Origin of the sequence: Marinobacter sp. EVN1 (genome assembly GCF_000475375.1) — a bacterium.
In the GTDB taxonomy this organism is placed as follows: Bacteria; Pseudomonadota; Gammaproteobacteria; order Pseudomonadales; family Oleiphilaceae; genus Marinobacter; species Marinobacter nauticus.
Genome location: NZ_AXCB01000014.1, coordinates 1 through 24,758 on the forward strand (window position 1 = coordinate 1; position 24,758 = coordinate 24,758).

General features: G+C 60.9%; 20 protein-coding genes and 1 riboswitch. Of the genes, 4 read left to right on the plus strand and 16 right to left on the minus strand.

What is annotated here, in order from left to right:
• Positions 1-299 precede the first annotated feature (299 nt).
• A complete protein-coding gene (locus Q674_RS27255) occupies positions 300-1,073 on the minus strand; it encodes a CLCA_X family protein (protein ID WP_023008402.1) in 774 nt (257 codons plus the stop codon).
• A gap of 38 nt (positions 1,074-1,111) precedes the next feature.
• Positions 1,112-2,122, minus strand: a complete 1,011-nt coding sequence (locus tag Q674_RS27260; RefSeq protein ID WP_023008403.1) for a 2-hydroxyacid dehydrogenase — start codon at positions 2,120-2,122, stop codon at positions 1,112-1,114.
• Positions 2,123-2,271: 149 nt separating this feature from the next.
• Here Q674_RS27260 and Q674_RS27265 point away from each other — a divergent pair, with 149 nt between their 5' ends.
• On the plus strand, positions 2,272-2,865 hold the full coding sequence (locus tag Q674_RS27265) for a LysE family translocator (RefSeq protein WP_031209933.1): 594 nt from the start codon (positions 2,272-2,274) through the stop codon (positions 2,863-2,865).
• Here Q674_RS27265 and Q674_RS27270 read toward each other — a convergent pair.
• The 3 genes from Q674_RS27270 to Q674_RS27280 are packed head-to-tail and all read right to left on the minus strand — an operon-like array spanning position 2,827 to position 7,593.
• Complete coding sequence (locus Q674_RS27270; RefSeq protein WP_031209935.1) at positions 2,827-3,684, minus strand: AraC family transcriptional regulator; 858 nt, start codon at positions 3,682-3,684, stop codon at positions 2,827-2,829. The genes Q674_RS27265 and Q674_RS27270 overlap by 39 nt on opposite strands.
• A 60-nt stretch (positions 3,685-3,744) precedes the next feature.
• Positions 3,745-4,803, minus strand: a complete 1,059-nt coding sequence (locus Q674_RS41060; protein WP_023008406.1) for a ribonucleotide-diphosphate reductase subunit beta — start codon at positions 4,801-4,803, stop codon at positions 3,745-3,747.
• A gap of 27 nt (positions 4,804-4,830) precedes the next feature.
• Positions 4,831-7,593: a ribonucleoside-diphosphate reductase subunit alpha gene (locus Q674_RS27280; RefSeq protein WP_023008407.1), complete on the minus strand. Its 2,763-nt coding sequence runs from the start codon at positions 7,591-7,593 to the stop codon at positions 4,831-4,833.
• A 131-nt stretch (positions 7,594-7,724) separates the two neighbouring features.
• A riboswitch (cobalamin riboswitch) is annotated at positions 7,725-7,922 on the minus strand.
• Positions 7,923-8,066: 144 nt separating this feature from the next.
• Here Q674_RS27280 and Q674_RS27285 point away from each other — a divergent pair.
• Positions 8,067-8,756, plus strand: coding sequence for a DUF3047 domain-containing protein (locus Q674_RS27285; RefSeq protein ID WP_051993036.1), 690 nt, complete (start codon positions 8,067-8,069; stop codon positions 8,754-8,756).
• A gap of 51 nt (positions 8,757-8,807) precedes the next feature.
• Here the strand turns inward: Q674_RS27285 and Q674_RS27290 are convergent, their stop codons facing one another.
• The 9 genes from Q674_RS27290 to urtA form a co-directional block, all read right to left on the minus strand.
• Entirely contained in the window at positions 8,808-9,161 is a 354-nt protein-coding gene (locus Q674_RS27290; RefSeq protein ID WP_023008409.1) for a zinc ribbon domain-containing protein, read from the minus strand.
• Positions 9,162-9,164: 3 nt separating this feature from the next.
• On the minus strand, positions 9,165-10,397 hold the full coding sequence (fmdA, locus tag Q674_RS27295) for a formamidase (RefSeq protein ID WP_023008410.1): 1,233 nt from the start codon (positions 10,395-10,397) through the stop codon (positions 9,165-9,167).
• 135 nt (positions 10,398-10,532) lie between these two features.
• On the minus strand, positions 10,533-11,576 hold the full coding sequence (locus tag Q674_RS27300) for an AAA family ATPase (RefSeq protein WP_023008411.1): 1,044 nt from the start codon (positions 11,574-11,576) through the stop codon (positions 10,533-10,535).
• Between the two features lie 15 nt (positions 11,577-11,591).
• Complete coding sequence (locus Q674_RS27305; RefSeq protein ID WP_014423120.1) at positions 11,592-12,638, minus strand: aliphatic amidase; 1,047 nt, start codon at positions 12,636-12,638, stop codon at positions 11,592-11,594.
• Positions 12,639-12,659: 21 nt separating this feature from the next.
• The gene (gene urtE, locus Q674_RS27310; protein WP_011787264.1) at positions 12,660-13,349 is read right to left on the minus strand and encodes an urea ABC transporter ATP-binding subunit UrtE; all 690 of its coding nucleotides are present in this window, start codon (positions 13,347-13,349) and stop codon (positions 12,660-12,662) included.
• Between the two features lie 2 nt (positions 13,350-13,351).
• Positions 13,352-14,110 (minus strand): urea ABC transporter ATP-binding protein UrtD, encoded by a 759-nt coding sequence (gene urtD / locus Q674_RS27315; RefSeq protein WP_023008412.1) that lies wholly within the window; start codon positions 14,108-14,110, stop codon positions 13,352-13,354.
• Positions 14,110-15,309 (minus strand): urea ABC transporter permease subunit UrtC, encoded by a 1,200-nt coding sequence (gene urtC / locus Q674_RS27320; protein ID WP_023008413.1) that lies wholly within the window; start codon positions 15,307-15,309, stop codon positions 14,110-14,112. Before urtC ends, urtD begins: the two co-directional genes overlap by 1 nt.
• A 9-nt stretch (positions 15,310-15,318) precedes the next feature.
• The gene (urtB, locus tag Q674_RS27325) at positions 15,319-16,245 is read right to left on the minus strand and encodes an urea ABC transporter permease subunit UrtB (protein ID WP_011787267.1); all 927 of its coding nucleotides are present in this window, start codon (positions 16,243-16,245) and stop codon (positions 15,319-15,321) included.
• A gap of 80 nt (positions 16,246-16,325) precedes the next feature.
• Positions 16,326-17,591, minus strand: coding sequence for an urea ABC transporter substrate-binding protein (gene urtA, locus Q674_RS27330; protein WP_011787268.1), 1,266 nt, complete (start codon positions 17,589-17,591; stop codon positions 16,326-16,328).
• A gap of 301 nt (positions 17,592-17,892) precedes the next feature.
• Between urtA and Q674_RS27335 the strand changes: the two genes are divergently transcribed.
• Entirely contained in the window at positions 17,893-21,276 is a 3,384-nt protein-coding gene (locus Q674_RS27335) for an ATP-binding protein (protein ID WP_023008414.1), read from the plus strand.
• A complete protein-coding gene (locus Q674_RS27340) occupies positions 21,263-22,168 on the plus strand; it encodes a response regulator (protein ID WP_023008415.1) in 906 nt (301 codons plus the stop codon). The genes Q674_RS27335 and Q674_RS27340 overlap by 14 nt, the downstream gene beginning before the upstream one ends.
• 12 nt (positions 22,169-22,180) lie before the next feature.
• On the opposite strand, the gene Q674_RS27345 is transcribed toward Q674_RS27340, so the two are convergent.
• The gene (locus Q674_RS27345) at positions 22,181-22,969 is read right to left on the minus strand and encodes a substrate-binding periplasmic protein (RefSeq protein ID WP_227501192.1); all 789 of its coding nucleotides are present in this window, start codon (positions 22,967-22,969) and stop codon (positions 22,181-22,183) included.
• Positions 22,970-23,100: 131 nt separating this feature from the next.
• A complete protein-coding gene (nhaB, locus tag Q674_RS27350) occupies positions 23,101-24,606 on the minus strand; it encodes a sodium/proton antiporter NhaB (RefSeq protein WP_022992593.1) in 1,506 nt (501 codons plus the stop codon).
• Positions 24,607-24,758: the final 152 nt, after the last annotated feature.

Sequence of the window (24,758 nt, forward strand, 5' to 3'; positions counted from 1 at the left end):
ATGAAGGCCAAGACCAATAACAGCTAATTATACGAACCCGTTCGTATAACACGCATTCGTATAACTCCAAAGCTCGCGGCCCTCGCAAACCCCAGCTTCGCGAATAAAATCAGCAGATTACCTGAACCCACCACGGCTACCGCCGGAGTTATACGCCCGTGTTCGAGCCACCCCTGCTCCAGGTTGGGGGCGTATAACTCCGCCCGCCCTGTTTTTCCTTTTCAAACTTATCAGAAGGTTAGCAACAATTTCCGGAGGCTGCCCGGGGTTTTGCGAACGCGTTCGTATAACTCCGGTTTTTATGCCGGTTTTTGCTGCAACGCGCGGCCCAGGGAATGGAAGTAGGTTCGGAAGGCGGCGTTTATCTGGTCGCGCTGTTCGCCCTGTGGATATAGCCCCAGGCGGGCTTCTTCGCTCTCTTTGGTGCCTTTCACCAGAAAGGCGTTCTTCACTGCAGCATCCTGGATGAAGGCTTCGAAGGCTCGGGCACAGAGTTCTTCTGGCTGGCTGTAGTAGTGCACGCCGGCGGCTTTGTCGGCTTTTGCGGAGTTCTGGAACAGGGGGCTGGGGTCTTGGCCGGTGTCGTCCAGCAGGATGGCCTGGTAGCAGGCTTGCAGGCGCTGGTTCAGCGGGTGCTGGATGGCGTCCTGGCGGGTGAGCCATTGGCGGGAGGCGAACTGGCCCCGGGGTACTTGGGGGAACAGTTTGTCGCCGATGTAGTGGTCGAAGGCATGAAACCATTCGTGGGCGATGCTGCCGGGGCCGGCGTTTTTGGCCAGGGCGAAGCTGCGGGTGGCGGGGGTGTAATGGGCAGACACCCCCGGGCGACCGCCAATGCCGTATTGCAGGGCCAAAGTGCCGCGCAGGGAGATCAGGCTTTCGGTGCCGCCGAGGATGGTCATCAGGTCGCACAGGGCATCGTAGAACAGGGCGGCACTGCGCTGTTTTTCAGGCTCGGTCACCCAGCGGCCAATCTCGACGGATCGAAACTGGAACCGCCGGCGCACGTCTAGAAAGCTGACCGGCGCCCCGGCGCGGTGGTCGGGGCCGGTTCTGTAGAAGGGTCTGGGCATGGCGGCATTGTACGAAGGCGCGGGCGACTTGTCTCAGTTCAGGTGCTGCCGTTGGCGGCCAGCACCCGGTTGGCGCATTCGCCGCCGGTTTCCAGGTCCGTCAGGTTGCTGAGTGTTGTGTGGGCAATGCTTTCCAGGGCGTTGCGGGTGAAAAACGCCTGGTGGCCGGTGATCACCACATTCGGGAACGTCAGCAAACGGGCGAACACGTCGTCTTTCAGCACGATATTGGAAAGATCTTCGAAGAACAGGTCGCCTTCTTCCTCATACACGTCCAGCCCCAGGTAGCCCACCTGGCCGGATTTCAGACCTTCGATGATGGCGGCGGTGTCCACCATGGCGCCCCGGCTGGTGTTGATCAGCATCACGCCTTTTTTCATTTTGGCCACGGCTGCGGCATCAATCAGGTGATGGGTGTCCGGGGTGAGCGGGCAATGCAGGGTCACAATGTCTGCTTCCCGGAACAGTTCGTCCAGGCTCACATATTCCGCGCCCAGCGTTTGCGCCTCCGGGTTGGCGTGTAGGTCGTAACACAGCACGCGGCAGCCGAACCCACGCATGATGCGCACCACTTCCACGCCAATCTGGCCGGTACCCACCACACCCACGGTGCGGCCCCGCAGATCGAACCCCAGCAAGCCGTCGAGCGCAAAGTTGCCATCACGAATGCGGTGGTAGGCCCGGTGGATCTGCCGGTTCAGGGTGAGGATCAGGGCCACGGTGTGTTCGGCCACCGCATAGGGGGAATACGCCGGTACCCGCACCACGGCGATGCCCAGGCGTTCGGCGGCTTTCAGGTCGACGTTATTGAACCCGGCGCAACGCAGGGCCACGGCCCGGGTGCCGCCGGCGGCCAGCTGTTCCAGTACCTTGGCGTCCACCTGGTCGTTCACGAACACGCATACGGCGTCGAAGCCTTTGGCCAGTGCCGCAGTGGCCGCGTTCAGACGTGGTTCCAGGAACACCAGTTCATGCTGGTGGCTGGCCTGGTTCGCCTGTGCCAGGAACTGTTCGTCGTAGGGTTTGGTGCTGAAAACCGCCACTTTCATGGGATTGGCCTCATCCGTTCTGGGTGGGTACGGGGTTCTTCCAACATAAATCAAATGCCCGGCGGCGAGCCACCGCAATTTTGTTCAATACCGGTTACAAGGCTCCGGGCACACTGGGCGCCTCCGTTGGTTCACAGAGTGCTGATGCTATGAGTCTGTCTATTATCCTGCCGATGTCGGCCTTCGCCCTGGTGGCTTCGGTGTCGCCGGGGCCGGTCAATCTGGTGTGCCTGAGCAGTGGCACGCGCTATCCGGTGTCTCAGGGCCTGGTGTTTGTCACCGGGGCCACTCTGGGGTTTATCGCGCTGTTTATGGCGGTGGGCCTGGGTCTGCACTCGCTGTTGGAACACGCGCCCGGGTTCGAGCGCTGGTTGAGCTGGGCTGGCGTCGCCTTCTTGCTGTACTTGAGCTACCAACTGGCCACCGCCGATGGCCATCTCAGTGAGGATGAGGCACGCCCGGCCCCCGGCTTTGTCACCGGCGCCCTGATGCAATGGTTGAACCCCAAAGCCTGGCTTGCTTCGGTGGCGGGCATCAGTGCGTTTACCGAGGGCGGCGACAGCACCCTGCTCTGGCTGTTTGCGGGGCTGTATCTGCCCATTTGCTGGCTGTCGCTGGCCAGTTGGGTGTATGTCGGGGTCGGGCTTCGCCGGCTGGTGCAGCAGCCGCGAATCCTGCGCGGGTTCAACCGGGTTCTGGCGCTGTTACTTGCCGGAAGTTGCGTGTTCCTGCTGCTGGACTGAGGGCTGGCGATACTGGTTCGGGGTGGCCGCCACCACGCGTTTGAAGGTCCTCTGGAAATGCGCCTGGTCGGCAAAGCCGGCGTTGAGGGCCGCGTCGGCAATACTCACGCCGCGTTTCAGTTCGCTCTGGCCGTGCTGGATGCGGCGGTTGATCAGGTAGGCGTGGGGCGTTAACCCGTAGCTTTGCCGAAATGCCCGCACCAGATGCCCCGGGCTGTAGCCACTGAGCCGGCACAGGTCGTCCAGCGATACCTCGTCGGTACAGTGGCTGTCCAGGTGCTCAGCCACCGCGGCCAGGGTGCCCGAGGGGCGCGGAATGCCCCGGGCCGGCGCTTCCGCCAGGCTCTGCATCAGGTCCAGCAGATACTCGGCAACCCGGCTCTGCTTTTCCAGCAGGTCCCGGCCCGGGTCCAGCAGGCAATCGGCCATGGTGCAGTAGTCCTGGTACTGGCGGGGGTCGGTGATCACTGCCGTGTCCAGGTCCTGCCAGTCTTCGCTGGGCAACAGGCCCGCTTCAAATCTGAGCCGGGTCAGCCAGGCGGTATCCACGTACAGCATCAGATACGCCCAGGGCTGGTTATCAATGGGGTTGCAGGCGTGGGGCCATTCCGGGTTCATCAAAACCAGCGTGCCGGCGCTAACGTGGTACTGGTCGGTGCGGTACAGGAACGTGCTTTCACCGCCGGTTATGGCCCCGATCGACCAGTGCCGGTGGGTGTGCAGGGCATAACAGACCTCGCGCCCATCCGCGACTTTGCGCAGTTCCACATGGGGCATGCGGGCGTCGCGCCAGAAGATGGGTGTGCGAGGATCGGTCATGGTGGTTGCCTCAAAGCGAATCGGCCAGGCCAGTGCGTATGGCACTAGCCTAGCAGAAACTTACCACTCCAGCTGCGCGCCGGTCTGATACTCAATCACCCGGGTTTCGAAGAAATTCTTCTCCTTGCGCAGGGTGGCCTGCTCGTCCAGCCAGGGCGACACGTTCTTCGCCCCCGGGAACGGCTCTTCCAGGCCCACGGTGCGGGCCCGGCGGTTGGCCACAAAGCGGAACTGTTCGCTGTGGTATTCCGCCGAGTAACCCAGGATCGGGTCCCGCAGCACGTAGTTGGCGTAGGCCATTTCCGCGGCTTCGGATTCATCCCACATATCGCGCACCGCTTTCGGCTCCAGGGTGATTTTCTCTTCCTCGAGAATCTGGTTCACCACTTTCAGGCCGAAGGAGAAGTGCATGGCTTCGTCCCGCAGGATGTACTGCAACTGTTCGCCCGTGCCCCGCATCAGGCCCCGGCGCTGCAGGGCGAAGATGGGGCTGAAGCCGTTGTAGAACCAGCAGCCCTCAAACACGGCGGCGAAGAACAGGTAGGACATCACGAAGTCCTGCAGCTCGTCCGGGTTGCGCAGGTTCATGTCGGAGCGCATGGCGGCGTCCAGCCGGCGGTTGGCCAGCTGGATTTTGCCGTTGATCTCCGGCACCACGCGGTAGCGGTTGTAGATCTCGCTCTGGTCCAGGTTCAGGGTTTCGATGCAGTGCTGGTAGGTCCAGGTGTGCAGCGCTTCCTCGTACACCTGGCGGGCCTGGTAGATCTGCAGTTCCGGCGCGCTCATCTTCTCCATCACCGCCAGGCCGATATTGCGCATGGCGAGGATGTCGGAGGTGGTCAGGTACGCCAGCACGTTCTCGTACACGTGTTTTTCCGCCGGCGTCAGCCGGTGGTGGTAGTCGTGAACGTCCTGCGCCATGTTCACGTCCAGCGGCGTCCAGTGGTTCTTGTTGGCGTTCATGAAGTACTCCCAGGCCCAGGGGTACTTGAACGGTGCCAACTGGTTGATGTCGGTCTCGCCGTTAATCACCCGCTTGTCGTCGACATTCACGGGCGCCGGGCCGCCGGTGGCGGCGGCTGTGGTTTGCGCTTTTGGTTCGTCGTCCCAGTCCAGCATGTGGGTGCCTCCCAAATAAGTAAATGGTTACTGACAAGCTTCGCAGTCGGGATTGTCGATGCTGCACACCTGCGGCTGTGGCGCCGACACCGGCGCGGTCTTCTCGGCGCCAGTGGCCCCCAGGGAGCGCAGGTAGTAGGTGGTTTTGAGGCCACGCTCCCAGGCCAGCTGATACAGGGCATCCAGCTTCTTGCCGCTGGGCTCGGCCATGTACAGGTTCAGACTCTGGGCCTGGTCCAGCCATTTCTGGCGCCGGGCCGCCGCTTCCACCAGCCAGCGCGGGTCAATCTCGAATGCGGTGGCGTAGCGGGCCTTGAGCTCGGCGGGGATGCGGTCGATCTGCTGCACACTGCCATCGAAGTATTTCAGGTCGTTCACCATCACGTTGTCCCACAGGCCTTCGGCCTTGAGATCACGCACCAGCGAGGGATTTACCACGGTGAATTCGCCGGACAGGTTCGATTTCACGAACAGGTTCTGGTACGCCGGTTCGATGGACTGGGACACGCCCACGATGTTGGAAATGGTCGCGGTCGGGGCAATGGCCATCACGTTGCTGTTGCGCATGCCGTTTTTGGCAATCAGCTCCCGCACCGGGGTCCAGTCGAGGCGGCTGTTGGTATTGAGCGACAGGTCGCCGTCCCGGCGGTTGTCCTTCAGCAGGCCCACCGAATCCATCGGCAGGATGCCCTGGCTCCACAGCGAGCCTTCGTAGGTGTCGTAGGCGCCCCGTTCACCGGCCAGCGTGGCGGAGGCACGCAACGCGAAGTAGCTGAGTTGCTCCATGGCAACGTCGGCAAATTCCACCGCTTCCGGGCTGGAGTACGGCAGGCCCAGCTGGTACAGGGCGTCCTGGAAGCCCATCAGGCCCAGGCCCACCGGGCGATGCTTCAGGTTGGAATTGCGCGCCTGCGGCACCGCGTAGAAGTTAATGTCGATGACGTTATCGAGCATGCGCACGGCGGTGTTCACGGTGCGCTCCAGGCGCGTGACGTCCAGCTCGCCGTCCTTGATGTGGGCAGCCAGGTTCACCGAGCCCAGGTTGCACACCGCAATCTCATCGGCGCTGGTGTTCAGGGTGATTTCGGTACACAGGTTGGAGCTGTGCACCACGCCCTGATGCTGCTGCGGGGAGCGCAGGTTGCAGGGGTCCTTGAAGGTGATCCAGGGGTGACCGGTCTCGAACAGCACGGTGAGCATCTTGCGCCACAGCTGTTTGGCCGGAATTTTCTTGAACAGCTTGATCTTGCCCTGCTCGGCCAGGGCTTCGTAGTGCTGGTAACGCTCGCGGAAGGCGTTGCCGTACAGGTCGTGCAGATCTGGCACATCGCTGGGGGAGAACAGGGTCCAGTCACGGTCTTCGCGCATGCGTTCGATCAGCAGATCCGGCACCCAGTTGGCGGTGTTCATGTCGTGGGTACGGCGGCGCTCATCGCCGGTGTTCTTGCGCAGTTCCAGGAACTCTTCGATGTCCAGGTGCCAGCTTTCCAGATAGGCACAGACCGCGCCCTTGCGTTTGCCGCCCTGGTTCACCGCCACGGCGGTGTCGTTGACCACTTTCAGGAACGGCACCACGCCCTGGCTCTGGCCGTTGGTACCCTTGATGTGGGAGCCCAGGGCCCGCACCGGGGTCCAGTCGTTGCCCAGACCACCGGCCCATTTCGACAGCAGGGCGTTATCGCGAATGGCCCCGTAAATGCCTTCCAGGTCGTCGCCCACCGTGGTCAGGTAGCAGGACGACAGCTGGGAATGCCGGGTGCCGCTGTTGAACAGGGTGGGCGTGCTGGCCATGTAATCGAAACTGGACAGCAGCTCATAGAATTCGATGGCGCGGGCGTTGGGGTCGTCCTCACGCAGTGCCAGGCCCATGGCCACCCGCATGAAGAACACCTGGGGCAGTTCCAGGCGGGCCTTGTTCCAGTGCAGGAAGTAACGGTCGTACAGGGTTTGCAGGCCCAGGAAGCCGAACTGGAGGTCGCGCTCCGGTTTCAGGGCGTTGCCAAGGCGTTCCAGGTCAAAGGCCGCCAGGGCTTCGTCCAGCAGTTCGTAGCGGATACCGGCGTGAACAAAGGCGCTCAGGGCCTGTGGATAAATCTCTGCCAGCGGAAGACTGCGGGGCAGGTCCAGGGCTTCCGCTGTTTCCAGCCGGAGCTGTTCCAGCAGCAAGCGGGCGGTTACGGCACTGTAGTCGGGTTCCCGTTCAATGCGGCCCCGGGCGGTCATGATCAGGGCAGACAGGACTTCGGTCTCTTCGATGCCGTCGTAGAGGTTGCGCAGGGCATCTTCCACCAGCGAATCGCCGTTGATGCCGTCCAGGCCGGTAGCCGCCTGTTCCACCTGCTGCTTCATCAGGCCCAAGTCCAGCGGGGCGATGCTGCCATCGGCTTTTTTCACGGTCAGGTGCGGGTGCGCTTCCACCGGCTCGTCCACGGCGCGCTGGCGGGCGTGTTCTTCACGGTACAGCACGTAGGCCCGGGCCACTTTCTGCTCTTCGGCCCGCATCAGGGCCAGTTCCACCTGGTCCTGGATGTCTTCGATGTGCACCTTGCCACCGGCCTTGAGGCGGCGGCTGATGGCCTGCACTACCTGTTCGGTAACCCGGTGCACGGCGTCGTTGATGCGGGCGGAACCGGCTGCCTGGTCCCCTTCCACCGCCAGGAAGGCTTTGGTCACCGCGACACTGATCTTGGCCGGGTTGAAACTCACCAGGGTGCCGTTTCGTTTGATAACTTGCAGGGATTGGGTATCGGTCGCGGGGGCCGGGGGTTCGGCAATGGCAGTGGCTGTCATGGTGCTCTCCTGAATTCGCGTTGGTTCCGTTTCACCCTCGCGAACGCAGTGGCACACCTTGCCCCGAATACACGGGCAGGCCTGACCAATCTGCTCACCCTTGAATCGCGAAGGTGCAGTCCAGAAACCCATGGGGGCTTCTGATCCCTGGCAGGTCTTCGGACTCAGGGGCGTGAACCTTTCAGCTCTGCCTAACGTGGCGACTTCCCGGCTTGCGCCAGTGTCATCTTGCCACGCTCGTTCCCCAATACCGCTGCGCGTCAGTTCCGGATTCTCACCGGATTCCCGACTACCCTGTGATCAAGATGATCAGAGTTTGATCACAATATATGGTAGTTAACCAAGGACCCGGTCACTATATAGGGACGAATACGCCAAGACAAGGCACTTTTTGCAACAGAGCCTGTCCATTTCCAGACCGCCAGAATTGAGGAATAAATGTGAGAATTTCGCTGCTTTTAGCCAGTACCCTGATGCTCGGTCTCGCCGCCAGCCCGGTGTGGGCAGAAACAGACCGGCTAACCCGGTTCTCCACCATGACCTCACTGGAGGACGGCTGGGAGCCCCTGACCTTTCCGAACATCGAGACACATACCCGCTACACCCTGGACACGGACGACGGCCAGCAGGTGGTCCGTGCCGACGCAGACGCCAGCGCTTCCGGGCTGATTGCCCGTGTTGAGCTGGTGCCCGGCGACTCGCTCACGCTGTCATGGCGCTGGAAGGTGTCGAACATCTACGAAGCCGGCAACGCCCGCGAAAAGTCCGGTGATGACTACCCTGCCCGCATCTACGTCGCCTTTGAGTTTCAGCCGGACAAGGCCGGCTTTTTTGAACGGGCCAGGCGCAAGACCGTGGAAGTGCTGTTCGGCGAGACCCTGCCCGGCAACGCCCTGAACTACATCTGGGCCAATCAGCTACCAGAGCAGAGCATGGTCGCCAACGCCTACACCGACAAAACCATGATGATTGCCGTCAACTCCGGGCCGTCGCAGGTGGGCGAATGGGTGACCGTTACCCGGGACCTGGTGGCAGATTACCGGCAGGCCTTCGGCGAAGAACCACCCGCCATTGTGGGCGTGGCCATCATGACCGACGCCGACAACACCGGCGAGCAGGCCACGGCCTGGTATGGCGATCTCACCCTGGAGCAAAACCGCTGATCGGCCATAAAAAAAGGCCCCTCAAGGGGGCCAAACACGTGAAAGCAATGGTCAGTGGCTGATCATCCAGGGCCGCATGGACGGGAACATCTTCTTGCCGTCGGCGGTGTAGAACAGCATGTGTTTACCGTCCGACTTTTTCTTGCAGCCACAACTCTTGCGGTGCTCGGCGTCCCGGGCCCGCTGGTCGGCGGTGGAGATGATGGGCTCGTGGCTCGCCTTTTCATTCCGCGCCTCCGCGTTGCGGCGGGCCGGGTCCATGGTCAGGAGCTCCGGCGGCAGCACAATCACCCGGGGTGACAGCGCCTTGCAGGTGGGGCAATGGGCCGGGTTACCGGCTTCGGCCATGGCGCCCAGTTCCTGGAACAGCCCGTGTTCCCGGCATTTGTAGTCGTACAGTGGCATGGCTTACTCCTTGTCCGGTGAAAGGGGTACGTCGGTGCCCGGCGTGACCTTCCTGGTCGGTCCTTCCGCCGTGGGGTTGATGTCGAAGTCGAAGATCTCGGTCGGCAACCACAAGGTGGCGCAGGCGTTGGGTACATCCACCACACCACTGATGTGGCCTTCCACCGGCGCACAACCAAGCAACGCGTAACCCTGAGCCGGGGTGTAACCGAACTTGGTCAGGTAGTTGATGGCGTTGAGGCAGGCCTGGCGGTAGGCCACGTGCACGTCCAGGTAGTGCTGCTGGCCCTCTTCATCCACCGAGATGCCCTCGAAGATCACATAGTCCTCGTAGCGCGGCTTGATGCTGCTGGGTTTGAAGACCGGGTTCTTGATGCCGTATTTGGCCATACCGTCCTTGATCAGGTTCACCCGCAGGTGAATCCAGCCGGCCATTTCGATGGCGCCGCAGAAGGTGATCTCGCCGTCGCCCTGGCTGAAGTGCAGGTCGCCCACCGACAGGCCTGCCCCCTTCACATAGACCGGGAAATACACCTTGGAACCACGGGACAAGTCCTTGATGTCACAGTTACCACCGTGTTCCCGGGGCGGTACGGTGCGGGCGGCTTCCAGCGCCGCCTCTTTGGCGGCATCACCCGCCAGCTTGCCCAGGTGGGCAGTGTCGGCGTAGGGCAGGTTTGCCAGGCCCGGCACCCGATCCGGCTCGGTGTCGTACAGTTCTTTCTCGCGCTTGTTCCACTCCGCCAGCATTTCCTTGGACGGCAGGCAGCCGATCAGGCCCGGGTGGATCATGCCGGCGAATTCAACGTTAGGGATGTGGCGGGATTTGGTGAACATGCCGTTGAAATCCCAGATGGATTTCTGGGCTTCCGGAAAGTGCTCGGTCAGAAAGCCGCCGCCGTTCTTCTTGGAGAAGAAACCGTTGAAGCCCCACTGGCTGTCCTTGAAGGCACCGATGTCGAGGATGTCCACTTCCAGCAGGTCGCCGGGTTCTGCGCCCTCCACGCCCACCGGGCCAGACAGGAAGTGAACCTGGGTCAGATCCACATCGCGCACGTCGTCGGCGCTGTCGTCGTTCTTGATCTGGCCACCGGTCCAGTCGTAACACTCGAGGATGAAATCGTCCCCGGGCTTGACCGTCGCCGCCATGGGAATGTCCGGATGCCAGCGGTTGTGGATATTCTCGTTCTCGTACGCGGATTTGCTCAAATCGATCTTGATGAGTGTTTCGGCCATAGCGGTCGCTCCTTGGTTCTTGGCGTTCGGCGTCTAAGCTTGGGAACGCAGTGCCCGACGGCGCCTGCGCTGACCGTTTCACTATCCGCGATACGCCACCGGCGCGGTATTCGCGAATTGCCCCCGGCACCTACGTCATTCGACGTATTGGCGCACCACGATCTCCTGCCCCTTAAGCTCGGCCAGAAATGAGGAATGCTCGGGATGCGCCAGCAACGCACGGGCCAGCGCCGGCTCCAGTTTCTGGCGGAACGCCCGTAGCATCTCGCGGGCGCCATAGCGGCTGTCGTAATCGCGGCACAACACACTGCGCAGCTCCACCGACAAATCCAGCGAGGCCTGTTTGCGGGCCAGGCGCCTGTTCAAGCCGGCCAGTTCGATCTCCAGAAGGGCATACAGCCACTGGTCTGTCAGGGGGTTGAACGTAAGAATCTGGTCAATCCGGTTCAGGAACTCCGGGTCGAAATGCCGGCGCAGGGCCTTGTCCCGAAGGTGCTCCTGCGGGCCCGGCTCCAGCCCCAGCCAGCGGCGCCAGCCTCGCTGATAGCGATGATGGTGCGCTTCCGCTTCCAGGGCTCCGGCGTTGCTGGTCATAAAGATCAGGGTGTTGCGGAAGTCGATTTCCCGGTTGCCGGAGGGGAACACCAGCCGGCCGGTATCGAGCACATTGAGCAGGGTCCGGGTGACCTCCTTGCTGGCCTTTTCAAGCTCGTCGAACAAGACAATCCCCGGTTTGCTGAACGACCCCTGAACCTTCTCAAGATCAAACAGGCTGTGGCCTTCCTTGCTGCCCACATAACCGGGCGGCGCGCCGGTCAGCGCGGCCGCGTAGTGCTCCTGGGCCAGGGTGTTCATGTCGATGCGGCACAGGGCATCGCGGCTGCCATGAATGGCCTCGGCAATCAGCCGTACGGTTTCAGTCTTGCCCACCCCGGTCGGCCCCAGAAACAAGTGAACCGCCAGCGGGCGGTTCTCTTCACCGATGTCGGCCTTCACCCGAACCAGCATGGATTCCATCGCCTCCAGGGCCGGCTGCTGGCCCACGATGTTGGCCCGCAGGCTCGCCATTACGGCGTCCGGCTCAAAGCGGAACCGGGAAACACGAACCGGGCCTGAATCGGCCCGGTTCCTTGTCAGCGTTTCCCGGTTGGCTTCCAGCCGCTCATTGATAAACGGCATCGCGGTCTCCCGGGCTCAGGCCCCTGCAGTTTTTTCCTTGCCATCGAACGGCAGTTCACCCACCGGGCACTCCGCCGTGCCCACGGTTTTGCGGGTCATGGCCTCGACGTTTTCCTGGGCTTTCTGGGCGTCCATCACCCAGGTGCGATAGAACTCGAACGGGCAATCGGCCACGCCCTTGTCGCCATCACCGGAGTTGTGGACGCCGGTGTAGCCCCGGTGCAGCAGCTTGAACAGGTGGTTCTGGGACTGGTCGTTGGCGCGGGCGTCACGGATCTGGCTGACAGACAGCTGGGCGTACTGCACCCCCATGTCCTCCTCGCCACATTCACCCAGGGTACGACCATCAAAGCCGATGATGGCGGAGTGCCCGAAGTACGAATACACCCCGTCAAAGCCGGAGGCATTAGCCACCGCCACGTAACAGTTGTTGGCCCAGGCCATGCTCTTGGCCATCATGATCTGCTGTTCCTTGGCCGGATACATGTAACCCTGGCACCGCACAATCAGCTCCGCCCCCTTCATGGCGCAGTCGCGCCAGATCTCCGGGTAGTTGCCGTCGTCACAGATGATCAGACTGATCTTCATCCCCTTCGGCCCCTCGGTCACATAGGTGGTGTCGCCGGGGTACCAGCCCTCAATCGGGCACCAGGGAATGCACTTGCGGTATTTCTGGACAATCTCACCCTCATTGTTGATCAGCACCAGGGTGTTGTAGGGCGCCTTGTTGGGATGATCTTCATGGCGCTCGCCGGTGAGCGAAAACACCCCCCAGGTATTCGCCTCCCGGCAGGCCGCCGAGAAAATCGCTGTCTCATCTCCGGGAATGGTGGCGGCGGTCTCCATCATCTCGTCGTTGTCGTACATGATCCCCATGGTGCTGTATTCCGGAAACACCACCAGATCCATCCCCGGCAGCCCCACCTTCATGCCCTTGATCATGTCCGCAATCTTGCGGGCGTTGTCCAGCACCTCGGCTTTGGTATGCAGCCGGGGCATCTTGTAGTTCACCACCGCCACGCCGACGGTATCGTTACTGCTGGAAATATCACCGTGTCTCATATTTATTCCCCCTCAACAAAGCTAAACGGCCAGATAACTGGCAATCTTGTCCTGATCCGCCTCTTCCCGAAGCTCCTCGTGCACAATCTCCCCCTTCTCGATCACCAGAATCCGATCCGCCGCATCCATCACAAAGCTCAACACCTGCTCCGACACCACAATCGACAGCCCCCGCTCATCGCGAATGCGCCGAAGGGTCTTGGCAATGTCCTTGATGATGTTGGGCTGGATGCCCTCGGTCGGCTCATCGAGCAGAAGCACCTTAGGCCGGGTCGCCAGGGCCCGGGCGATGGCCAGCTGTTGCTGCTGCCCGCCGGAAAGGTTGCCGCCCCGGCGGTGCTGCATTTCCTTCAGCACCGGAAACAGCTCATAAAGGTCTTCCGGAATTTTCTTCTCGCCCACCGCGGCCAGACCGGTCTCGATGTTTTCCTTCACCGTCAGGGTCGGGAAAATCATCCGCCCCTGGGGCACAAACCCGATGCCGGCCCTCACCCGCTGGAAGCTCTTCAGGTTCGACAGGTCCGTGCCATCCAGCGTGACCTGGCCACCGCGGCTCGGGGTCATACCCACCAGGGATTTCATCAGGGTGGTTTTACCCATACCGTTGCGGCCAACCACCGCCACGATTTCCTGCTTGCCCACCTCCAGGTTCAGGTCCTGGATAATGCTGCTCTGGCCATAGGCCACCGAATGTTGTTTGACGCTCAGCATGATCAATGCCCCAGGTAGACTTCGATGACTTTCGGGTCCGACTTCACGTGCTCGATGGACCCCTCAGACAGAACCTTGCCCTGGTGCATCACCGTGACCCGGTCTGCGATATCCCCGACAAACTGCATGTCGTGCTCGATCACCAGCACCGTGTGGTCTTTGGTAATGCGCCGCAGCAGTTCAGCGGTTTTCTTGCGCTCGGCCACCGACATGCCGGCCACCGGTTCATCCAGCATCAAGAGGTCCGGCTTCTGGATCAGCAGCATGCCAATCTCCAGCCACTGTTTCTGGCCGTGACTGAGCAGCGACGCCGGCTGCTCCAGGGCATCTTTCAAGAAGATGGTCTCGGCCACGTCTTCCACCGCAGCCACCACCTCAGCCGAGCGTTTGAAGGCCAGCGCCCCCATCACGCTGTGGCCCTGTGGATAAGACACCTCCAGGTTCTCGAACACCGTCAGGTCCTCGAACACCGACGGGGTCTGGAACTTGCGACCAACGCCGGAATGCACAATCTGGTGCTCCTTGAGCCTGGTCAGCTCCTTGCCATCAAACTTGATGGACCCCGAGGTCGCCTTGGTCTTGCCGCAAATCAGGTCCAGTACCGTGGTTTTGCCGGCCCCGTTGGGGCCGATGATGACCCGGATCTCTTTCGGGTCCAGGTAGAACGAGAGATCATCCACTGCCTTGAAGCCATCGAATGAGACGGTCAGGCCCTCGACTGCGAGCAGGAAGTCCTTGCTCTGTGCTTTGGCTGCGTTCATCAGGATTTCTCCGGGCTGTATTGATCCAGCATCGGGTCGTAATCACGGCCCTCCTCTTGGCGGGCAGCAGGCGCTGGCTTCGCCGGGGTGCTCGCCGCTGCTTTCGGCTTGCGCTTGAACAGACGGTCTTCCAGGGGCATCACGTAGGTCTGGTACAGGCCGGCCAGGCCATTCGGGAAAGCCAGCACCACACCGATGAACAACGCGCCCATGGCGAACGGCCACAATTCCGGGAAGGATTCGGAGAAGCCGCTCTTGGCGGCGTTCACCAGCAACGCGCCGTAGACTGCGCCCAGAATCGACAGGCGACCCCCGAGGGCGCAGAAGATGACCATTTCAATGGAGGCAACGATGCCGATGAACGAGGGCGACATGAAGCCGACAATCAGGGTGAACAGCGCGCCGCCAATGCCCGCAAAGGCGGCGGCCAGGCAGAACACGAAGATCTTGAACGCGGCCACGTCATAGCCAGAGAAACGCACCCGGTTTTCCTGGGCGTTCATGGCCACCAGGATGCGACCGAGCTTGCGGTTCTGGACGAACCGGGCCACGAACAGGCACACGAACAGCAGGCCCACGCACACGAAGTACAGGATGGTTTTGGCCTCGTCGGTGCGGATGTCCCAGCCCATCAGGGTCTGCAGATCGGTAATGCCGTTGACACCCCCGGTGTAGCCCTGCTGACCAATGATCAGAATGGTCAGGATGGCGGCGATGGCCTGGGTGATGATGGCGAAGTAGACGCCCCCCACCCGGCGGGTAAACATCGCAAAACCGATGATGAATGCCAGCAGCACCGGCACACCGACGATTGCCAGCAGGGTGAACGAGAAGCTGTGGAACGGTTCCCAGAACCACGGCAGCTCGGTCAGCTGGTTCCAGTCCATGAAGTCCGGGATACCGGGCGTGGACTGGATGGCCGTGGCCTCCGGCGTGGAGGCCTCCAGCTTCAGGAACATGGCCATGCAGTAGCCGCCCAGGCCGAAGAACACGCCCTGGCCCAGGCTGAGGATGCCGGCTTTGCCCCAGCACATCACCAGGCCGATGGCCACGAAGGCGTAGGTGAGGTATTTACCCACCATGTTCAGGCGGAACGGGTCCAGCGCCAGCGGCAGGATGACAACCAGCAGCAACGCCAGTGCCAGATAGTAGAGTCCCTCTCGGGAGGCAAACCATTTCAAAGGGGAAGTGCTTTTCATGACAGTCTCCTAGCGACGGACCTTGAGCGCCATCAGGCCTTCCGGGCGCAGCATCAGGATGCCAACGACCACCAGCAGGGTGAGGACTTTGGCCATGGAACCACTGAGGAAGAACTCCATCGTGGACTGGGCCTGGGAAATACCGAAAGCAGAGACAATGGTGCCAATCAGACTCTGGGCACCGCCGAACACCACCACCAGGAAGGTATCGACAATGTAGGCCTGGCCGGAGGACGGGCCCGTAGAGCCGATCATGGTAAAGGCCGCACCGGCGATACCGGCAATGCCACAGCCCAGGGCGAAGGTCATACGGTCAACCCCGGCACTGTTGATGCCCACGGCTTCGGCCATCGGGCGGTTCTGTACCACGGCACGAACCTTCTTGCCCCAGCCGGAGCGGTACATCAGCAGGTAAACCCCCAGGGCGATGGACAGGGCAATGATCATCACGAACAAGCCGTTGATGGGCAGTTCCACCAGATCGGTAACCTGGATGGCGCCCATCATCCACTCCGGCAGTTCCACACCCACTTCCCGGGCCCCGAAGATGGAGCGGTAGGTTTGCTGCATGATCAGGCTCAGGCCCCATGTGGCCAGCAGGGTGTCGAGTGGCCGCCGGTAAAGGTGCCGGATCATGGCCCATTCGATAAAGGCCCCGAGGGCCGCACAGATAAGAAACGCAATAATGATGGCGACGAAGAAGTATCCGCCAAACAGACCGGGCAGGACCGACTGGAAAAACCCGGAGACAAGGTAGGTGGTGTAGGCGCCGAGGATCATGAATTCCCCGTGGGCCATATTGATCACCCCCATCTGACCAAAAATGATCGCCAGGCCCAGTGCCATCAGTACGAATACCGAGAACAGGGACAGCCCGGCAAAGCCCTGCATGGCAAAAATCGACATCAATTCGCTGGTGGTGTATCCGTCAAACATGACCCTTACTCCCGTCGCTTAAGAACACGTGCTTGCGTCCGAGCCGGACGCCGGTGCCCGAAGGCACCGGCCACGGCTGCTTACTGGTAACCTTCCGGGAACGGATCGGGTTCCATCAGCTCGTCGGTTTCATAAACCACTTCATACTGGCCATCGGTTTTCGCGCGGCCGATGCGGGTCTTGGACCAGAGGTGATGGTTTTCGTGGATGCGGACATAGCCTTCCGGTGCCTTGGTAAACTCGATACCGGGTGAGGCTTCACGGATCTTGTCGATGTCGAAGGAGCCGGCTTTTTCCACCGCCATCTTCCACAGCCACGGGCCGAGATAGGCCGCCTGGGTCACGTCGCCAATCACCATGTCGTCACCCCAGGCTTCCTTGAAGGCGGCCACGAATTCTTCGTTATTGGGGTTGTCCAGGCTCTGGAAGTACTTCATGGAGGCGTAGATACCTTCCACGTTCTCGCCGCCGATACCGCGGATTTCATCCTCGGTGACGGAGATAGTCAGCAGCAGCGGCTTCTCGTCGGTGAAATCGACACCGGCGGCTTTCATCTGCTTGTAGAAGGCCACGTTGGAACCACCCACCACCGACGCAAAGATCACGTCCGGCTTCTTGAGCTTGATCTTGTTGATCACGGAGTTGAACTGGGTGTGGCCCAGCGGGTAGTACTCCTCGCCCACTACTTTCAGGCCCAGTTTGTCGATGTGCTTGCGGGCAATTTTGTTGGAGGTACGGGGCCAGATGTAATCCGAGCCCAGCAGGTAGAAGGTTTTGGCGCCTTTCTCTTTCACCGCCCAGTCGATACCCGCCAGAATCTGCTGGGTGGCTTCCTGGCCGGTGTAGATCACGTTGGGTGACTGCTCCAGACCCTCGTAGAAGGTCGGGTAGTACAGCATACCGTTGTACTGCTCGATGACCGGCAGGATGGCTTTACGGGAAGCCGAGGTCCAGGCACCAAAGATGGCCGCGACGTTGTCCTGGCGAAGCAGCTTGCGGGATTTCTCCGCGAAGGTGGGCCAGTCACTGGCGCCGTCTTCCTGGACAAACTCGATCTGCCGGCCAAGGACACCGCCGGACTCGTTGATCTGCTCAATGGCGAGCTTCTCGGCCTGCACCGAACCAATCTCACTGATAGCCATGGTGCCGGTGATGGAGTGCAGGATACCGACCTTGACGGTGTCGTCAGTGACCGCCAGTCCGGTGGTGTTTACCTCATCGGTTGCCGGCGTGGCCGCCTGGGCCGACGTGGCCAGCATGATGGATGCGGCCAGGGTGGCCAGGCTCTTTCGTAGCCCTTTGCTCTTGTGACTCCGCCCTCCGGCGGCAATGGTTGTGGTTCCCATGGTCATTCCTCGCAGTGGTTGAAAGCCGGTACCGTGCTCCGCTCCGGAAGCACAGTGCCCACGTCAATCATTCTGCTCAGGCCTGTCATGGGTGCCCATTCGGCATTCACCCCAGCGTGGTACGTCATTTGACGCATACCCGTGCCAGGTCAGACAGGTTACAACCGCAGGCAACCCCAAGGCGCACATCCGTTGCACCGGTTTATGGCACGGTTCTTGTTCCAGCTTTCTGATCCGGTGCGTGACGGCAGCAAACGCGCACCAATTCAGGGCGGCCCGGCGGGCCAGGAGCAGGGCGGGAATGGCGGTAAAACAGAATATTTTTCGGGTCCGGCGTAGCTATAACCAATGGGTAGCCAACCAGACCCTGGAGGACTACGCCCTGCGCTTTACCGCCAAAAGTGCACGCCGGTGGTCGGCTGCGCGGGTCAGCCATACTGCGCTGGGGGCCATCTCGTTCCTGGCCATGGAGGCCATCGGCGGCTCCATTACACTGCACTATGGTTTCGACAACGCCGTCGCGGCGATCCTCGCGGTCAGCCTGGTGATTTTCCTGACCGCGATCCCGATCAGCTACTACGCCGCCCGCTACGGGGTGGACATCGACCTGCTGACCCGGGGCGCCGGCTTCGGCTACATCGGCTCGACCATCACCTCGCTGATCTACGCCTCCTTTACCTTTATCTTCTTCGCCATTGAGGCCGCCATCATGGCGATGGCGCTGGAAATGCTGTTTGCCATTCCCCTGGTACTGGGTTACCTGATCTGCGCCGTGGTAATCATTCCTCTGGTCACCCACGGCATCACCACCATCAGCCGTTTTCAGGTGTGGACCCAACCCCTGTTTATCCTGCTGCAGCTGGCGCCTTTCGTGTTCATCATCTACGCAGATGCCTCTTCCATCACCGACTGGACGCAGTTCCAGGGCGTGGGCCTGCCCGCCGACAATGGCTTTGACCTGCTGCTGTTCGGGGCCGCCGCCGCGGTGGTGTTCTCCCTGATTGCCCAGATTGGCGAACAGGTGGACTTTCTGCGCTTCATTCCCGAGCCCACCAATGCTCCGGAACGGCGCCGTTGGTGGGTGGCGGTAATGGCCGGCGGCCCCGGCTGGATTGTCATCGGCATGGTAAAAATTCTGGCCGGCTCCTTTCTGGCCGTGCTTGCACTGAATCAGGGCATTTCCGCGACAGAAGCGGCCGACCCAACCCAGATGTATCTGGTGGCGTTCAACTACATCACCCATTCCCCCGAGCTCTCGCTGGCGATGGCCGGCATCTTCGTGATCCTGTGTCAGATCAAGATCAATGTGACCAATGCCTACGCCGGCTCCATTGCCTGGTCCAATTTCTTCTCCCGGTTGACCCACAGCCACCCTGGCCGGGTGGTCTGGCTGGTGTTCAATGTCGCCATTGCCCTGCTGGTAATGGAACTTGGAGTGTATCGGGCACTGGAAGAGACCCTGGGGTTCTACGGCATTGTCGCCATTGCCTGGGTGGGTGCCCTGGTGGCAGACCTGGTGATCAACAAGCCCCTGGGCCTGAGCCCGGCCCATATCGAATTCAAACGGGCGCACCTGTACGACATCAATCCGGTGGGCGTGGGTGCCATGATCACCGCCTCGGTGGTGGGAATCACCTGCCACACCGGGGTACTGGGTGACTACGCCCAGGCCCTTTCCCATTTCATTGCCCTGGCGGTGGCACTGGTCACCGCGCCCCTGATTGCCTGGAAGACCGGCGGGCGTTTCTACACCGCCCGCCCGTTTGTGCCCCTCGCCACCGATCACCAACTGGTGGGGTGCAGCATCTGCGAACACCGCTTCGAGCCGGAAGATGTCACCCACTGCCCCGCCTACGATGGCGCCATCTGCTCGCTGTGCTGTTCGCTGGACGCCCGCTGTGAGGACGCCTGCAAACCGGGTGCCGGCTACCAGGAGCAGATGCAGCAGTTTCTCGGGCGGTTTCTTCCGGCGCCACTGCTGTCGGCACTGCGCTCCCGGCTCGGGCATTTCCTGTCGCTGCTGGTGGTCATCAACGGGTTTTCCGCACTGCTGCTGTCGCTGATCTACTTCAAGACTCCGGTGGCTTCGCTTGCCGAGGCTGTGCTGCTGTCTGTCACCCTGTGGAAAGTGTTCTTCATTCTGGTGATTGTCACCGGGGTGATCTGCTGGCTGTTTGTACTGGCACATGAAAGCCGGGTAGTGGCAGAGGAGGAATCCCGGCGCCAGACCCGCCTGCTGACCGAGGAGATTGTCGCCCACGAACGCACCGACCAGGCCCTGCAGCAGGCTAAGGAACAGGCCGAGGCCGCCAATGGCGCCAAGAGCCGGTACCTGACCGGAATCAGCCACGAGTTACGCTCGCCCCTGAACGCCATCCTCGGTTACGCCCAGCTCATGGAGAACGACGACTCGGTACCGCCTCATCGCAAGGAAGCCCTGGGGGTCATTCGCCGCAGCGGCGAATACCTGGCGGATCTGATTGAAGGGTTGCTGGATATCTCAAAAATTGAGGCGGGCCGGCTGGATCTGCACCGGGACCAGGTACGCATCGGGTTGCTGATGGAGCAGTTGGTCACCATGTTCCGGCTTCAGGCCGAAGAAAAGGGCCTGGCGTTCGACTACCACTGCCCTCACCCTCTGCCGGAGCTGGTGACCACCGATGAAAAACGCCTGCGCCAGATACTGATCAATCTGTTGTCGAACGCCATCAAATACACCGACCAGGGCAGCGTGTCACTGACCCTCCGCTACCGCAGCCAGGTGGCGGAATTCACTGTGCGTGATACCGGCGAGGGCATTGCCGCAGAGAACATCGAACGCATCTTCCGGCCGTTTGAGCGTATCCGCAATCCCGGCCAGAGCCGCACCGGAACCGGCCTGGGCCTGACCATCACCCGGCTGCTGACGGAAATCATGGGTGGCGACATCTCGGTGGAGAGCGAACCTGGCGAGGGCAGCGTGTTCAAGGTCAGCCTGATGCTGTCGAGCCTGCATTCCGCCAGCCCACGCTCGATCTCGACGCCGGCCCGCAGGATCTACGGCTACCATGGCGCCCGCCGGAAAATCCTGCTGGTGGATGACGACGACTCCCATCGTCAGGTGATCCGGGCCATGCTGTCGCCACTTGGCTTTGAAATCAGCGACACCGGCAATGCCATGACCGTTCCGGAACGGGTGGAACAGGAGCGCCCCAACCTGATTCTTCTCGATGTGTCGATGCCCGGGAAAAGCGGCTGGGAGGTGCTGGCCGAGCTCAGGGGAATGAAATACAACCTGCCCGTGGTGATGGTCTCGGCCGACGCCAACGAGGGCCACCATAGCGCCGAGGCACCGCGCCTGCACGACGGTTACATCATCAAACCGGTGCGACTGAACCTGCTGCTGGACACCATTGGCCGGGTCATGGGCCTGGACTGGCGCTTCGAGAAAAGCCCGGAGCCCCTGGCCGCACTGCCGCTGCCAGCGAGCGGCGCGCTTGAACTGCCCGCCCGGGAGCACTGCGAGGCGTTGGCGGACCTGGCCAGAATCGGCCACCGCAAGGGCCTGCTGGAGGCGCTGCACAGCTTGCAGTATGCCGGAGACGCCAGTGACGCCTTCGTTCAGGAGATCACCAAATTCACCAACGATTTCCAGTTCGAGAAGATTCTCGAACTTCTTGAGGTAGCCGAACATGAAGCATCCTGATGACCGCAAAACCGTGGTACTGGTCGTCGACGACGCCATTGATTCCATCCGCATGATCAATGATGCACTGGAAGAAGCAGGCATGACCGTGCTGGTGGCGCTGGAAGGTAATCAGGCCCTGACCATCAGCCAGAACATCACCCCCGATGTGGTGCTGATGGATGCGCTGATGCCGAATATGGATGGCTTCGAGACGTGTCGGCGACTCAAGGAAAACCCCGCCTTCGCGGACATTCCGATCATTTTCATGACCGGCCTGAGCGATACCGAACACGTGGTTATGGGCCTGAATGCCGGCGGCGTGGACTATGTTACCAAGCCCATCGACACCACCGAGTTACTGGCCCGCATGGCGGTGCACCTGGCCAACGCCAGAATGACCCGCAGCGCCCGTTGCGCGCTCGATACCGCCGGTCAGAACCTGTTTGCGGTCGACCGCGAGGGCAACCTGCTGTGGGGTACCCCGCAAGTATGCCGTTGCCTGCCGCCGCCGGATCACGAGGACTTTCAGGAAGTACGGGAACAACTTGAGGACTGGCTGGGCCACCGGCCAGATCCCGGCCACAGTCTGCCCATCCAGTTACTGGACACGCCCCGCTCCATTGAATATCTGGCCCTGGTGGATGGCCAGGAATACCTGTTGCGTCTGAAAACACCCCAGAACCAGAACAGCGCCTCAGCGGCGCTGCGGGAACGTTTTGATCTTACCCTGCGGGAGTCGGATGTCCTGCTGTGGATCGCCAATGGCAAGACCAACCGGGAAATCGGACAGATTCTGGAGATGAGCCCCCGCACCGTGAATAAACACCTGGAGCAGGTGTTCCGGAAGATGAATGTGGAAAACCGGACGGCGGCAGCGGCCAATGCCATTCGGGTGCTGGCAACGCTTTAAAGCCTGCCGGTGTTACCGGTACTGCTCCGGGAATCCTGGCACCACGTAGGTTTGCTGAAACCGCCGCACCGGCGGTACTTCGCCCTTTTCGGCCAGGCGCAGGTAAGCGTCGTCAAAGGCCTCACGCAGAACTGCCGCACGCGGATTGGCCAGGGAAAACAGCCAGGCGCCATTGCGGCTGCGCATTTCCGATTCGCGAATCTCGTTATCTTCGTTCCGGCTCAGGGTTTGCTGGACCGGTTGCCGGTAGTCCAACAGGTAATCGCCGCGATGACGCTTGAGCATATTGAGGCCGGACCGATGGTTCGGTGCTTCGGTAATCTGGATATCGGGCTGGGAGGTCAGCCAGTCTCTGAGGCCAGCATAGGTATAGCCGCCGATCAGAATCACGGTTTTGTTGCGCAGGCGATCCATATGATCCACCGGCGGCACGCCTTCGAGAAACCAGGCACTGAGTTCCACCGGAATCGGGCTGATCCAGCTTTCGAGAATGTCGTCTTTTAAAGCGGGAATGTCGGTTAGCCCCATCCACAAATCAATCGTGCCGTTTTTCAGATAGAGGTAGGTGCGTGCCACCGGCAGGTAGATAAACTCCAGTTGGTAACCCGCCTCTGCCGCCACCTTGCGGGTGATGTCCACAAACTCTCCGGCAGGCTCGCCCCTGTCATCCCGATAAGTGACCGGCGGAAACTCGACATAAGCAACCCGTATGGTTTTATCGACAATAGCCTCTGCCTCTGAGGCACGGACAGCGGTGGGATAGAACAAATAGGAGAAAACCAGAACAAGAAAAAGCGCCATCAGACAGGCGCGCGAAAGGATCGATTGGGGTTGTTGGCAACTGCGCATGTATACCGCTTTTCTTTTATCTGTTTACCTGAAGGTTAACAGATCCTATGAAAACTGTGCGGTGAAATATGCAAAACCATGACTCAGAACGCGTGGGTGACCATGTACAGACCGACGCCCCCCATCACGATGGTGTAAGGCAACGCCATGATCACCATGCGCCCGTAGGACAATCGCACTAGGGGCGCAATGGCTGAGGTCAGCAGGAACAGGAACGCCGCCTGGCCATTGGGTGTGGCTACGCTCGGCAGGTTGGTACCGGTATTGATGGCTACGGCCAGGGTCTGGAAGTGCTCGTAGCTGATGCTGCCGGCGTCCAGCGCCTGTTTCACTTCGCTGATGTAGACGGTCGCCACAAACACGTTGTCGCTGATCATCGACAACAGCCCGTTGGCAATGAAGAACATGCCCGGCTGCTGGCCTTCAGGCAGCGCCAGTACGTAATCAATGATCGGTTTGAACAGGTGCTGCTCGTGAATCACCGCCACCACGGCGAAAAACACCACCAGCAATGAGGTAAAGGGCAGGGATTCCTGGAACGCCTTGCCAATCTGGTGTTCGTCCGTCACGCCGGTAAAGGAGGTAATCAGGATAATCACCAGCAGGCCAATCAATCCTACTTCGGCGATGTGGAATGCCAGACCAAACACCAGAATGACCGCGGCCACCGCCTGAATCCAGAGCGCCGCCTGATCAGACTTGGTGCGCCGAGCCTTTTCATTGTCAGCGAACTCTTCCAACACCCGTCGCACCGGCTTGGGCAGTCGACCGCCATAGCCAAACCAGCGTAGTTTCTCCAGCGCCCAGCACGTGGCCAGACCGGCGAACAAAACCGGAATACTCACCGGTGCCATGTGCAGGAAAAAGCCGGCGAAATCCCAGCCAACCACCTTGGCAATCAGCAGGTTCTGGGGCTCACCCACCATGGTGGCGACGCCACCCAGGGCGGTACCGATCGCCCCGTGCATCAGCAGACTGCGCAGAAAGGCCCGGAAGTTTTCCAGATCTTCCCGGTGCAGCTCAATCACTTCGTCGTCGCTGTTGGTGTTGTGGTCTTTCTGCTGGTAACCCTTGCCGGATGCCACCTTGTGATAGACCGAGAAGAAACCTACCGCAACGCTGATGATGACGGCGGTGACGGTCAGGGCATCGAGAAACGCAGACAACACTGCCGCAGCGCTACAGAACAGCAGCGACAACGCCGACTTGGACCGCACCCCCACCAGAATCTGGGTGAAGGTCACCAGCAGCAGCTCTTTCATGAAGTAAATACCCGCCACCATGAACATCAGCAGCAGGATGACCGGGAAATTGGTCAGAACCTCATGGTACACCGCATCCGCGGACGTCAGCCCGATCAGCAGGGCCTCCACCGCCAGCAAGCCCCCCGGGAGCAGTGGGTAGCATTTCAGCGCCATTGCCAGGGTAAAAATGAACTCGCCGATCAGCAGCCAGCCTGCAACGCCCGGTCCAAGCACGTACATCACGACGGGATTGGCAATCAGGAATAGCAGAATAACCTGCTTGTACCAGACGGGTGCCTTGCCAAGAAAATTATGGGTGAAGCCAGCAATTACGGTGTTGGGCATTACACAATTCTTCTGAAGATGACTGCCGGAGAAGTATGCGGCATGAAGCCGTTATCTTCCTTGATATTTGTGCCCGGGGTAATGGCCCGAAGGTGGTAGAAAGGCCCACATTCAGGTGTAGGCGGGGCGTACCCCTGGCAGGGCGCCTAGTT